This window comes from Geobacillus sp. 47C-IIb (genome assembly GCF_014679705.1).
Taxonomy (GTDB): domain Bacteria; phylum Bacillota; class Bacilli; order Bacillales; family Anoxybacillaceae; genus Geobacillus; species Geobacillus thermodenitrificans.
Genome location: NZ_CP061473.1, coordinates 1,594,022 through 1,606,799 on the forward strand (window position 1 = coordinate 1,594,022; position 12,778 = coordinate 1,606,799).

At 50.8% G+C, this 12,778-nt stretch carries 12 protein-coding genes; 3 read left to right on the forward strand and 9 right to left on the reverse strand.

All coding sequences use genetic code 11. From position 1 onward, the window contains the following. Window positions 1-71: 71 nt before the first annotated feature. Both IC804_RS08160 and IC804_RS08165 read right to left on the reverse strand, forming a co-directional pair. Window positions 72-1,448 (reverse strand): aspartate kinase, encoded by a 1,377-nt coding sequence (locus IC804_RS08160; RefSeq protein ID WP_081157467.1) that lies wholly within the window; start codon window positions 1,446-1,448, stop codon window positions 72-74. Between the two features lie 150 nt (window positions 1,449-1,598). Further along, window positions 1,599-2,033 (reverse strand): DUF1284 domain-containing protein, encoded by a 435-nt coding sequence (locus tag IC804_RS08165; RefSeq protein WP_008880391.1) that lies wholly within the window; start codon window positions 2,031-2,033, stop codon window positions 1,599-1,601. 263 nt (window positions 2,034-2,296) lie between these two features. On the opposite strand from IC804_RS08165, the gene IC804_RS08170 reads away from it, so the two are divergent. The 3 genes from IC804_RS08170 (at window position 2,297) to IC804_RS08180 (ending at window position 5,274) form a co-directional block, all read left to right on the forward strand. Next, complete coding sequence (locus tag IC804_RS08170; RefSeq protein ID WP_011888256.1) at window positions 2,297-2,896, forward strand: hypothetical protein; 600 nt, start codon at window positions 2,297-2,299, stop codon at window positions 2,894-2,896. 303 nt (window positions 2,897-3,199) lie between these two features. After that, window positions 3,200-4,720 (forward strand): aldehyde dehydrogenase, encoded by a 1,521-nt coding sequence (gene adh / locus IC804_RS08175; protein ID WP_008880393.1) that lies wholly within the window; start codon window positions 3,200-3,202, stop codon window positions 4,718-4,720. 194 nt (window positions 4,721-4,914) lie between these two features. After that, complete coding sequence (locus IC804_RS08180; RefSeq protein ID WP_008880394.1) at window positions 4,915-5,274, forward strand: DUF779 domain-containing protein; 360 nt, start codon at window positions 4,915-4,917, stop codon at window positions 5,272-5,274. Window positions 5,275-5,554: 280 nt separating this feature from the next. Here the strand turns inward: IC804_RS08180 and IC804_RS08185 are convergent, their stop codons facing one another. From IC804_RS08185 to IC804_RS08215, 7 genes are all read right to left on the reverse strand, one after another. Continuing rightward, complete coding sequence (locus tag IC804_RS08185) at window positions 5,555-7,162, reverse strand: MDR family MFS transporter (RefSeq protein WP_011888258.1); 1,608 nt, start codon at window positions 7,160-7,162, stop codon at window positions 5,555-5,557. Between the two features lie 11 nt (window positions 7,163-7,173). Further along, a complete protein-coding gene (locus IC804_RS08190; RefSeq protein ID WP_008880396.1) occupies window positions 7,174-8,067 on the reverse strand; it encodes a TetR/AcrR family transcriptional regulator in 894 nt (297 codons plus the stop codon). Beyond that, window positions 8,060-8,200 (reverse strand): hypothetical protein, encoded by a 141-nt coding sequence (locus IC804_RS08195; RefSeq protein WP_190300685.1) that lies wholly within the window; start codon window positions 8,198-8,200, stop codon window positions 8,060-8,062. Before IC804_RS08195 ends, IC804_RS08190 begins: the two co-directional genes overlap by 8 nt. Window positions 8,201-8,405: 205 nt before the next feature. Continuing rightward, window positions 8,406-9,278, reverse strand: a complete 873-nt coding sequence (locus tag IC804_RS08200) for an ROK family protein (RefSeq protein WP_008880398.1) — start codon at window positions 9,276-9,278, stop codon at window positions 8,406-8,408. A gap of 293 nt (window positions 9,279-9,571) precedes the next feature. After that, window positions 9,572-10,393: a carbohydrate ABC transporter permease gene (locus tag IC804_RS08205; protein ID WP_008880399.1), complete on the reverse strand. Its 822-nt coding sequence runs from the start codon at window positions 10,391-10,393 to the stop codon at window positions 9,572-9,574. Further along, window positions 10,393-11,364 (reverse strand): carbohydrate ABC transporter permease, encoded by a 972-nt coding sequence (locus IC804_RS08210; protein ID WP_029761391.1) that lies wholly within the window; start codon window positions 11,362-11,364, stop codon window positions 10,393-10,395. Before IC804_RS08210 ends, IC804_RS08205 begins: the two co-directional genes overlap by 1 nt. A gap of 67 nt (window positions 11,365-11,431) precedes the next feature. Next, a complete protein-coding gene (locus IC804_RS08215; RefSeq protein ID WP_008880401.1) occupies window positions 11,432-12,727 on the reverse strand; it encodes an ABC transporter substrate-binding protein in 1,296 nt (431 codons plus the stop codon). Between the last annotated feature and the right edge of the window lie 51 nt (window positions 12,728-12,778).

The following is a 12,778-nucleotide window of genomic DNA, read 5'->3' on the forward strand; positions in this document are numbered from 1 at the left end:
AAGCAGCAATGGCGGAAACAAACGATACAATCAATGAAAAAAGGATGTCCGCGACGCGGACATCCTTTTCCTTATGACGGCTGACTAACGGTCAACTCTTGAAAGTAGGCGTGATATAGCGCACGAACCGCCTCGTTGACGACATCCTCTTTGACGCCAAACATCATGCTGACCTCCGATGATCCTTGGTTGATCATCTCTAAGTTAATGTTGGCATTCGCGAGCGCCGTCGCCGCTTTGGCTGCCATCCCAACCATTTTTTCCATCCCTTCGCCAACCACCATGATAAGCGCCAATCCGTACTCAATCGTCACTTCATCGACGACGAGCTCATCGCGGATGCGGGCTAAAATGCGCTCATCTTTTCCATCGGCAAGCTGACTTGCCCGCAAAATAACTGACATGTTATCGATACCAGACGGCGTATGTTCATATGAAATGCCCTCGTCTTCTAAAATTTGCAACACGCGCCGACCAAAGCCGATTTCGCGGTTCATTAAGTATTTACTAATGTTGATGCTGCAAAAGCCGGTATCGCTAGCAATACCCGCAACCGGTTCATCTACATGGTTGCGTTTGGCAACGATCCACGTACCCGGCGCAGCCGGGTTATTCGTGTTTTTCACGCAAACCGGGATGCCAGCCCGATATACCGGCTCGAGCGCCTCATCATGAAAAACGGAAAAGCCGGAATACGACAGCTCGCGCATTTCCCGATACGTAATTTCTTTCAGTTTGCGCGCGTCGGCGACAATCGAAGGATTGACGCAATAAATCGAATCAACGTCAGTAAAGTTTTCATACACGTCGGCTTTTACACCTGCGGCAACGATCGAACCGGTAATATCCGATCCACCGCGCGGGAAGGTGACGATATGGCCGGATAGGGAATAGCCGAAAAAGCCCGGGATCACGAGCACACCGCGACGCTCACGCAGCTGCCGCAGCTTGTCGTACGACTCCGGAAGCACTTGGGCGTTGCCAGGTTCGTCCGTCACGATAATGCCGGCCTCAAGTGGGCTAACATAGCTCGCCTCGAGCCCAAAATCTTGCAAATAGAGCGCCATCAACCGGGCATTATGATCTTCACCGCTCGCTTTTATCGTATCAAGCAGGCGGGCTGGCTCATTTCGATAGGCGCTAATTTTTGACTGTAAATCATCTGTGAGCTCAGCTAAAAAACCGTTGGCTTCCAGTTCGAGCTCATCGGCAATGTCAGCGTACCGCTTCGTGATCGCCCGCATCGTTTCGTCGTACGGTTCACCAGCCAACACTTGTTCAGCCAGCCGAATAAGCATATCCGTCACTTTCACGTCGTCTTTGCATCGCTTACCGGGTGCTGATACGACGATGATGCGGCGTTCAATGTCCGAACTGACAATATCAGCCACCTTGCGGAATTGCGCGGCACTCGCCACCGAACTTCCACCAAATTTGGCTACTTTCATGTTCCATGACCCTTTCTGTCGAAAGTCTTTATAATTGTTTATCATATCACATTTTTCCGCTCGTGAAATCATTCATTTTTTAGAAATTTCCGCGAATGGTGAAAATATGTGCCACTTTGGAACAACAATGGCGATGAGCCCCGGAATCATTTATAGTTGGGCCGTGTTTCCGCGGCGGACATTGGCGATGCCTTCTTTGCAGACGCCGTGCGGCAGCCACGAACAATGGCGGCATAAATAATCCAAATCATCCGGCTCAACCATTTCGGCTATCCGCCGGATCAACTCCGACTTCTGATATACGTTCCCCGCCTCCAAACCTAAATGGCGGATGACGTTTCCATCGAGTAAGCGCACATGGTCATCCGAATTCGGACTGGCTTCGCATGTCGCTTCGCCATGGTGCGGACAGGCGAGACACGCCTCATCAAGCGCCGCGACAACTTCAATCGGAAAATCGTCCTCTTCATCACGAATCCGTTTGACGATCTCCCACATTTTTTCGACAAACGAAGGACTGTAGCCCATGCCGCGAAATCCGTGCACACAAAGCAAATGATGGCCGCGCAAGCGCAACGGCTTCATGCCTCTCTCCCCTTTCTTCCTCTGTTTGTTCGAGCATATGCCAGACATCCTCGAATATGCTTCGATTTCGTCCGGATATCCTGCGCGATTTTCCTATTATCATCATCATACGCGAACGGCTGTCTTCTGGCAATTCAGACATCTCCCTCTCTCTCGTGCGCTTCATCGCAGACACGCTCCCCCTTTCTTTTCCTTCGCAGTCATTCCCAATCCCCCGTACTTTTTCAGGGGGGGGTAGGAGGCTCGCCAGCTAGCGTGATAAAATGGAATCGATGACTTTGCCACGAAAGGATTGGCTGATGATGACAAAAGACGAAGCAGCTCGTTTGCTTTCTATCTTGCTTCACGAATTGACGAAGCCTTGGCAGAAAGAAAAAGTCCATTCCGATGTGCTCGAAATCATTATGAAACTGCGCATTCAAGCAACGGACGAGGAACAGTATATGAACGATTTGCTTAGCAATATCGCTTTTGCGAGCGAATCGGCGCACGCGTTAAAACAAATTTGGGGCTATATGCTGCGCGAGCAAACATTTTTGTCACCGGGTACGATCGAGGCAATGCTCACCGACGCCCAGCAGGCAATCCGACGCCAGTTGCCAGAGCTCACCGATCGGTACAAACGCCCGTTTGCCGAAATCGACGATGCGGCAGAACGGAAACGTCAACTGGAACGCTCTTATAGCGCGTTGCTCTTGTTTAATCGAATCGCCACCGATTTTTTAATCGAATTCGGCCGGGAAGAAAACGAATCGGCTGCGCGTACGTTTTTCGCTGCTGATCCGAACGAACTGCTCGAAGTGTTCCATCACCTTTGTGGCGTATACGCGAGCCGCTGGCTTGAGGGGCTTGAGGTGGATTAATCGGCCGTTTCGGGCAAGGGGCTGACTCAACAGGATGTCTGTGCCCGCAAGTGAAACTTACCAATCCATTCAAGTGTATACCGTAGTGGAAAAGAGGGGCTCACTTGCTTTTGAGCCCCCCTTCGCACTCGAACCGAATGGCTTTCTTTAGCCAAACAACCGTTTCCGACCAATTTCCTAGGATAGCTCCTTTCTCGTTTGACAACATTGTCCAGCCATGCTAATCTAAGCATTGAAAGGAATTTTTTAAATATTCCTTTAATTGAAAACGTATACAACAATAAAATGAAAGGGGTATCGGGGATGATTTACGCACAACCAGGCCAGCCAGGGGCGCTTGTCACGTTCAAAAAACGCTACGAAAACTTTATTGGCGGCAAATGGGTACCACCGGTGGACGGTGAGTATTTTGAAAACATCACACCGATCACCGGGCAGCCGTATTGCGAAGTGCCGCGCTCAAAAGCCGCCGATATTGAACTGGCGCTTGACGCTGCCCATGCCGCAAAAGAGGAGTGGGGACGCACGTCACCTGCAAAGCGCGCCCGTTTGTTGAACAAAATTGCCGATCGGATGGAAGAAAACTTAGAAATGCTCGCAGTGGCTGAAACGTGGGAAAACGGCAAACCGATTCGCGAAACATTGGCAGCTGACATTCCGCTTGCCATCGACCATTTCCGCTATTTTGCCAGCTGCATTCGCGCCCAAGAAGGCACCATTTCGGAAATCGATCATAACACGGTCGCCTACCACTTTAAAGAACCGCTCGGCGTTGTCGGGCAAATCATCCCATGGAACTTCCCGATTTTAATGGCGGCCTGGAAACTCGCGCCAGCCCTTGCGGCCGGTAACTGCGTCGTCTTAAAACCGGCGGAACAAACGCCGACGTCCATTCTCGTCCTCATCGAACTCATCGAAGATTTGCTTCCACCTGGCGTCGTCAACGTGGTGAACGGTTTTGGCTTGGAAGCCGGCAAGCCGCTCGCCTCAAACCCGCGTGTGGCGAAAGTGGCATTCACCGGCGAAACGACGACTGGACGTCTCATCATGCAATACGCCTCGCAAAACATCGTTCCGGTTACGCTTGAGCTTGGCGGCAAGTCCCCGAACATTTTCTTTGCTGATGTAATGGAAAAAGATGATGATTTTCTCGATAAAGCGCTCGAAGGGTTTACGATGTTCGCCTTAAACCAAGGTGAAGTGTGCACATGCCCATCACGCGCCCTCATCCACGAGTCGATTTACGATGCTTTTATGGAACGGGCGCTTGAGCGCGTCAAACAAATTAAACAAGGCAACCCGCTTGATACTGAAACGATGATCGGCGCCCAAGCGTCGTCTGAGCAGCTCGAGAAAATTTTGTCATACATCGATATTGGCAAACAAGAAGGGGCCGAGTTGCTTGTAGGCGGTGAGCGGAACATGCTTGAAGGAGAGCTCGCCGGCGGGTACTATGTGAAGCCAACCATTTTCAAAGGCCATAACAAAATGCGCATTTTCCAAGAAGAAATTTTCGGACCGGTGTTGGCCGTCACGACGTTCAAAGACAACGATGAAGCACTCGCGATTGCTAACGAGACGCTGTACGGCCTTGGTGCTGGTGTCTGGACGCGCGACATCAACACCGCGTACCGGTTCGGGCGCGGCATTCAAGCTGGCCGCGTTTGGACGAACTGCTACCACGTCTACCCAGCCCACGCCGCGTTTGGCGGCTACAAAATGTCCGGCATCGGCCGCGAAACACACAAAATGATGCTCGACCATTACCAACAAACGAAAAATATGCTTGTCAGCTATTCGCCGAAAAAACTCGGCTTGTTCTAATACTCACCCATCCACCCTTTCATCGCCTCTTCGCTTTGAGGCGATCCTCATCATTTTGCCAAGGTGTCCCGCTCTGTTCGGGACACCCTCTTTTGTCTTGATGACACTGTTGTTGTCTTGCTCATTGTCTGCCAAGCGGCGGCTACCGTCAATGTCGAAAATAAATCTATACGCATGCGAAAGAGGTGCACGGAATGAGTGATGAACCGAAAGTTGTCGCCACAGAAGCGGCGCTGGCGTTAATTGAAAAGCTGAAAGCGAAGTACGGCCCCCTTATGTTCCATCAATCTGGCGGCTGCTGCGATGGCAGTTCGCCAATGTGCTACCCGCTCGGCGAGCTGATCGTTGGCGATTCCGATATTCTACTTGGCGAAATCGGCGGCTGTCCGTTTTACATTGCCAAGGCGCAATACGAATATTGGAAGCATACGCAGCTGATTATCGATGTCGTTCCCGGGCGCGGCGGCATGTTTTCGCTTGAAGGCCCGGAAGGCGTTCGCTTTCTCACCCGCTCGCGCGTCTTCGGACAACCGTCGGATAAAAGCACGCCATAGTTGCTGACAATGACCAAACATCGTCCAGGCCCACCGACCATATTAACCCGCGGCGCGCCCTAGGTCATGGTCACCTCGGGATCGTGTCATTTCACCGTTCACAACCATAGCCGGCCTCCATCCGGGAGAGGGGACGCAGCCATGAGTGAAGTGGTTAATGCGAACAGACAAACAGTATGGTCAGGATGCCCCCTGCTAGACATACAAAAGGACCGTGCCGATTCCAATCGACACGGTCCTTCACTTTCATTCTCCTCCGCCTGTCGCGGAGTTTTTTCTTTTATTCGGCCTGCTTCATCTTTTTCATCGCCTCGTCCCGGTCGGAAAGCGTAATCCGCTTTAAGCCGAACACGAACAGCAAGCCCACCGCAATAAACACAAGCCCAAACAAAAAGACAGCTTGCAGTGAATCAACGAGTGACTGTTTCAATACCGGCACGAACATGTCGCGCAGTGCGGCCGGAATATTCTTCATCGCTTCCGGGCTAAGCAAGACGGAATACAGCCCTTGCGGATCGTTATGAATCATATCCGCAAATCGGTCAACAAGCCCTTGCGCCTGTGCCGGCAACGCTTCAAGCTTTGGCATCAATCGTTCATCAAGCAAAGCGCTTGAGCGATGGTTCATGATGGCGCCAAGAACGGTCATGCCAAATGTCCCGCCGATTGAGCGGAAAAATTGGCTTGAAGACGTCACCACGCCAAGCTCCGATTTTGGAAAGCTTTCTTGCAAAGCGAGCGTTAAAATCGGCATCACAAGCCCTGTGCCGAGCCCGAGTATGATCATATATACTGTTGCTGTCCATTTGGACGTATCGACATCCATCGTGCCAAGCAAACCGAACGCCGCCAACATAATGGCCATACCGATGATCAGCTGTGTTTTCACGCCAATTCGGTAGACGAGTCGACCGCCAACGACACTGCCGATAATCATCGTAACCATCATCGGTGTCATGATCGTTCCTGACTCTGTGGCGCTCACCCCAACCACGCCTTGCATAAAAAACGGAACAAACATAATGGCTCCGAACATGCCGACGCTCATGAAAAAGCCGATGCCGTTCAACAACGTAAACGTCCGATTGCGAAAGAGCCAAAGCGGGATGATCGGCTCGTCAGCCCGTTTTTCTGCCCAAATGAACAAGGCGAAAAAGATCACCGCCGCCGCAAACAGCGAGATGATTTGCCATGAGCCCCACGCATATTGGTCACCGCCAAACGTCAACCCAAGCAACAAGCTGACGACTCCCGCCGTCAGCGTCGCCATTCCGGCAACGTCAAATTTCACCGGCCCTTCAGCTTTATATTTGCTTAAGCCCATCGCGATCAGCACTGTTGCTAAAATACCAACCGGCAAGTTAATATAAAACACCCAACGCCAGTTCAAATGGTCAACGATAAAGCCGCCGATTTGTGGACCTAGCACTGAAGCAAGGCCGTACAAACCGCCGAACACCCCTTGCCATTTCGCACGCTCTTTCCCCGTAAACACGTCACCAACGACAATCATCGCCATCGGCATCATAATTCCGCCGCCGATTCCTTGAATGCCGCGGTAAATAATAAGCTGGGTCATATCGTTGGCCATGCCACAAAGTGCAGAGCCGGCCATAAAAATGACAAGTCCACTCACATACACGAGACGCCGTCCAAGCAAGTCGGCGAGCTTACCAGCGATCGGCACGACAGTCGTCGATGTCAACATATACGCTGTCGTCAGCCATGTCATCACGCCAAGCCCGCCGAGCTCTCCCACGATGCGCGGCATCGCTGTTCCGACGATCGTCCCTTCAAGTGCTGCAAACAACATAGCGATAATGAGTCCCGTAATAAGCAGCGGACGATGCCGGATCGTACTTGCTGGCGCTGCTAATGCTTTTTCCATCTGTCTCTCTCCTATCCATTCAATTGTTGATACGTTTTAATTTCTTGGCTCAGCTCGGCCAAGGCCGCCGCAAGTGAGGGCGCTTGTTGATGGCGCAAATATAAAAGCAGCGCATCGACCAGATAGGTGCGCGGCGGCTCATGACGCCCGAGCAGCTCTTCTTCGAGCGCGTCGACCGCCTCAAGCACATCATCCGCCTTCTTCGAGCCAAGTTCCTTCGCCGCCTCCCGAACGGCGGAAAACGCCGAAGCAAGACGCTCTCGTCGCTTTTGTCGCTCGCGCTCTTCCAATTCTATCCACGAGGCAAATGACTCCTTCGTCAACAGTGGACGTTCATCTGCCGCAAAGCTGTCGATGATCGCATCGAAGCGCCGCATGAGAAAGCGAGCTACCTCCTCAGCGTCGAACGACTCCTCGTGGAAAAAGAAATAAAACAAATATTGTCGGATGACACCGTTCACGATCATCGCCACATCATAAAGATGTGGCTCGACTGCCTCCCCATATACGTCTTTGAGACGCGAACAATACCATAAAAAGAGCCGCCCATGTTGGCAGAACATATACTGCTCAATTTCCGGATTGACTTTTGGCAGCTGTTCCGACATGATCATATGCAAAAACTCTTTGTATTGGCGGACATGCGAAAAATGAGCAGCCAGCTGGCGGACGAACTGTTCTTTTTCTGACCCGCCAACCGCTGCTGTCAAATCGGCCATCATCTTCTCACTATAATACTTCAGTACCACCAACAACAATTCTTCTTTCGAAGTAAAATGATGGTAAAACGCCCCTTTGGAAATGCCCCATGCCTCAACTAAATCTTGAATCGATGTCGCATGATACCCTTTTTGAGCAAATAACTTCATCGCTGTTTCGATAAATTGAACGCGCCGTTCATCCATGGCAATGGCTCATTCCTTCCCTATTCGCCGCCTCCCATTGCCGATAAGATGGCAACAATGCGCGTGGCTTTACAAAATCAGCCCGCACCCCACGCTGCCGTAACCATTCAATCAATTGACGGACATCGCCCATTGTCCTCGCCTCCATACGCTCTATGACCAAACAGTCAACGCTATTATAAACAACGATTATCAATTTATGCAACTAAAAAATCATGGTTTTTTGACCGGACAGTCACGAATATAAATAGTTTTTTGAACATAGGTCAAAGAGACGGATCGCCAACAAAAACGGCCGTCCATAGCCCTGCAAAAGGCCATGAACAGCCGTCATCCTACTATTCCAACGCTGCGGCAGCAAGCGCCAAGGCTCCTGAAATGCCAGCATTATCGCCTAACCCCGGAAGGACGATATACGCCTCAATGTTTGTAAGAACTGCCTCGTGCTGAATATAGCCGCCAAGCCACTCCTGCACATAGCGATGGACTAACGGCAGCACGTGCGTCTGTTTCATGACACCGCCACCAACAATCACTTTTTCCGGTGATAAAATGAAAATATAGTCAGCAATAGCTTGAGCTAAGTAAAACGCTTCAAGCTCCCACACCTCATTGCGCGCAGCCAATTCTGCTCCCTTTTTCCCCCAGCGCCGCTCGATCGCCGGGCCAGACGCCATCCCTTCTAAGCAGTCGCCATGGTACGGGCATATGCCGGCAAACGCATCATCCGGATGACGGCGGACAACAATATGTCCCATTTCCGGATGAAGCAGCCCATGCAGCAGCCGCCCTTCCACCACCGCGCCAACGCCAATGCCGGTTCCGACCGTCATATAGAGGCAGCTGTCCAGCCCTTGCGCCGCCCCCCATCGCAGCTCGCCGAGCGCCGCCGCGTTCACGTCCGTATCAAAACCGATCGGTACCGGAAAATATTGTTTCAGTGTGCCAACAAAATCGAAATTCGTCCACGCCTGTTTCGGCGTGCTCGTAATATAGCCGTACGTCGGGCTGCTAGGACGCAGATCGATCGGGCCAAACGACCCGACGCCGATCGCCTCAATGCCATGCGGACGGAAAAACTCGATGACATTGGCCATTGTCTCTTCTGGCACGGTCGTTGGAAACACCTCTCGCTTGTGAATTCTCCCGTGCTCATCACCAACAGCGCAGACAAATTTCGTCCCCCCAGCTTCAATCGCTCCTAGAATCATGTGTTTCCCCTCTTTCTTCACTTGTTCTGCTCTTATCTTAATAGAAAGGGACTCAACGGTAAACTGAAAAGGGGCATCAAGCGTACTTCTCTTTTTGCCATCACCGATCAAACGTGAATGGCTATTCTTTTGCGATTTTTACAAGCGATGTCCACTTATCTGCTGCTGAAAGAAAAGGCGCCCATATCATCAGCGAGCGGCAAATGAATATTGTTGCCACTATTTTTACCAAACGAAAAAGAGCCGCCAACAAGGCAGCTCCTCCTGACACACCCGTTGCCCTTTCCACCAACTCATCCTTTCACCGAGCCGGCAAGCAGTCCACGGACGAAGTATTTGCCAAGGAAGATGTATACGAACAACGTTGGCAGTGCAGCCAACAAAGCGCCGGCCATTTGTACGTTCCACTGGACAATTTGACTGCCGGATAAGTTTTGCAAGGCAACCATGATCGGTTGTTTGTCCGACGTCGTGATCGTCACGGCAAACAAAAACTCATTCCAAATATTCGTAAACTGCCAAATAGCAACAACGACAAATCCGGTGATCGACAACGGCAGCATAATGTAACGGAAAATGCGGACAAACCCGGCGCCGTCGATTTTCGCCGATTCGATCATCTCATCCGGAATGGCGGCGTAAAAATTGCGGAACATCAGTGTTGTGATCGGGATGCCGTAGACAACATGGACGAACACCAGCCCCGGAATCGTGTTGTACAACCCGATTTCGCGCAAAAATTGAATCAACGGAATTAAGATGCTTTGATATGGAATGAACATGCCAAATAAAATGAGCGTAAATAGCGTATCCGCCCCTTTAAACTTCCACTTCGACAGCACATAACCGTTGAGTGACCCTAGCAATGCGGATAGCAGTGTCGCTGGTACGACAAGCAAAATCGAGTTCCAAAAGTTTGGAGCCAGTTTCTCAAATGCGGTCGCATAGCTGCTCCAATCGACCGCTGACGGCAGTTTCCACATGTCAGCCAATGTCACTTCATCGAGCGGTTTTAAGCTCGTCACAATCATGACATACACTGGCAAGAGGAAAAATACGCTCATCGCCAGTGCAAGCAGATACAAAAATGGCCGCGCCCATAACTGTTTCGCCATTACGATTCCCCCTTGCGGCTCGAGATGAGATACGGAACGATAAAAATGGCGACCGACAGCAACATCACAATCGCAATCGCCGCTCCGTTCGCATAATAATTGCCGCGGAACGTCGTTTCAAACATATACACTCCGGGCACATCAGTGACAAAGTTCGCACCCGGTCCGGTCATGGCGTAAATTAAATCAAAAATTTTCAGTGAAATGTGCGCCATAATGATGATGACACTGACCGTAATCGGCCGCAACAGCGGCAAAATGATTTTCCAATACAATTGAAGCTCGGTCGCTCCATCCATTCGCGCCGCTTCGCGCACTTCATCCGGAATCGCACGCAAGCCGGCCAAATACATGGCGACGGCAAAACCGGTCATTTGCCAGACCGCTGCCACCACAACCGCAATCATCGCCAATGGAATGCCAAATTCGATTTTGCCCCATTGAAATCCGCCTAAGATCGTTGTATCCGTATACCATTTGGAATCTAGGCCAAGCGGTTTTAAAAACAAGTTCACGCCCGTTGACGGGTTAAACAACCATTGCCACACCACCCCGGTCACAACAAAGGATAAGGCCATCGGGAAAAAGAAAATGTTGCGAAACAACGATTCCCCTCGCAGCTTTTGGTCAAGCAAAATAGCAAGCAGTTGGCCGAGCACAATCACGACGGCGATAAACAGCACTGTAAATACGATCGTATTGCGCAAATCAGCTTGAAAGCGGAAATCTTGGAATAAATACTGATAATTTTTCAGCCCGGCGAATGACCAATCCGGAACGAGCGAATTCCAATTGCTTACCGAAACATATCCTGTCCAACCGATAAATCCATAAACAAATAGGAAAATGAGCACGACCGACGGCGCCAAAAACGCTGTTGCCAGCCAATGATCAGCTGTCCATTTTCGCTTTTTCCGCGCCACAGGAACGGTCGTCGTTTCTTTCGCTGGCGCGATTTTTACCGTTTCCATCATCATCCCTCCTTGCGATGAATACGAGAAAAGGGGAGGAGAATGGCTCCCGTCCCCTTTTCCTTCATTACTTCTTCAGTTCCGCTGCAGCCGAAACAAGCGTGTCAATCAACGAATTGACATCCTTTTGCGTGACGAAAATGTTAATCGCTTGGTTCACTTTTGTGACAAAACCTTCTGCCGCTGCTGATCCGTGCGCTAAGCTTGGCGCCAGTTCTGCGTTTTTGAAATCTTCCATCGTTTGTTTGCCGTATTCGTCATACTTTGACGGGTCAGCATCGATACGGGCTGGAATTGAGCCTTTCAGCGGGTTAAACGCATCTTGCCCCTCGACCGATCCAAGCAAAGCTAAAAACTTCTTCACATCGTCCGGATTTTTCACACCTTTTGGCAAGCCGAACGTATCAGTAATGACCATAAACTTGCCGTCGGTGTTCGGGGTCGGCACATAGCCGAAATCTTCATTCACTTTTAATTTTAAGTCGTTGACAAAATAGCCTTTGGCCCAGTCCCCCATCACGTACATGGCCGCTTTTCCTTCCGCAACAAGCTGAGCCGCATCTTGCCAGTTGCGCGAGCTATGATCTTCGTTAATGTAACCGAGCATTTTCTTAAACGTTTCAACTGCTTGTTTCACTTGTGGAGCGTCAAACGACAGTTCCCCGTTCCAAAGTTTTTGGTAGTTGTCCGTTCCGAGTGTGCCAAGCAACACCGTTTCAAACAAATGCGTCGCGGTCCACGGTTCTTTATCGCCAAGTGCTAGCGGCGTAACGCCTTTTGCCTTTAGCTGATCCGCCACTTCGAAAAACTCGTCAAATGTTTTCGGCGGCTGCAGCCCGTTGTCGGCAAATACTTTTTTGTTGTACCAAAGCACGTTGCCGCGGTGAATGTTCACCGGAACGGAGTAAATGTTGCCATCTTTGCTTACCATGTCAATGAGCGCTTCCGGGAATTTGTCCATCCAACCTTCTTGTTCATACAAGTCATTGAGTGGCTCCATTTTACCGGCAGCGACCCAACCTTCATTCAGCTCCGCCCCACCGTGCACTTGGAACGTCGATGGCGGGTCGTCCCCTTGCATGCGGCTCGCTAGGACCGCCTTGGCGTTCGTTCCGGCCCCGCCGGCTACCGCCGCGTTTTCGACTTCAATATCCGGATGTTTTTCTTGGAACAGTTTGATCAATGCTTTGAGACCGTCTTCCTCACCGGCTCCAGTCCACCAGCTGAAAATCTCTAGCTTCTCTCCTGCTTTTTGGCTGCCTTGTTTGGCGTCATCGGATGAAGAAGAGTTCGAGCTACAGCCCGACAGCGCCATCCCGACACCAAGCGCCAACGCCAACCATGCGGATGCTTTCTTTCGCATGTTCCTCCCCCTTTATCCCCTTTTTTGAAAACCTTTTCAATAGTGATTTTA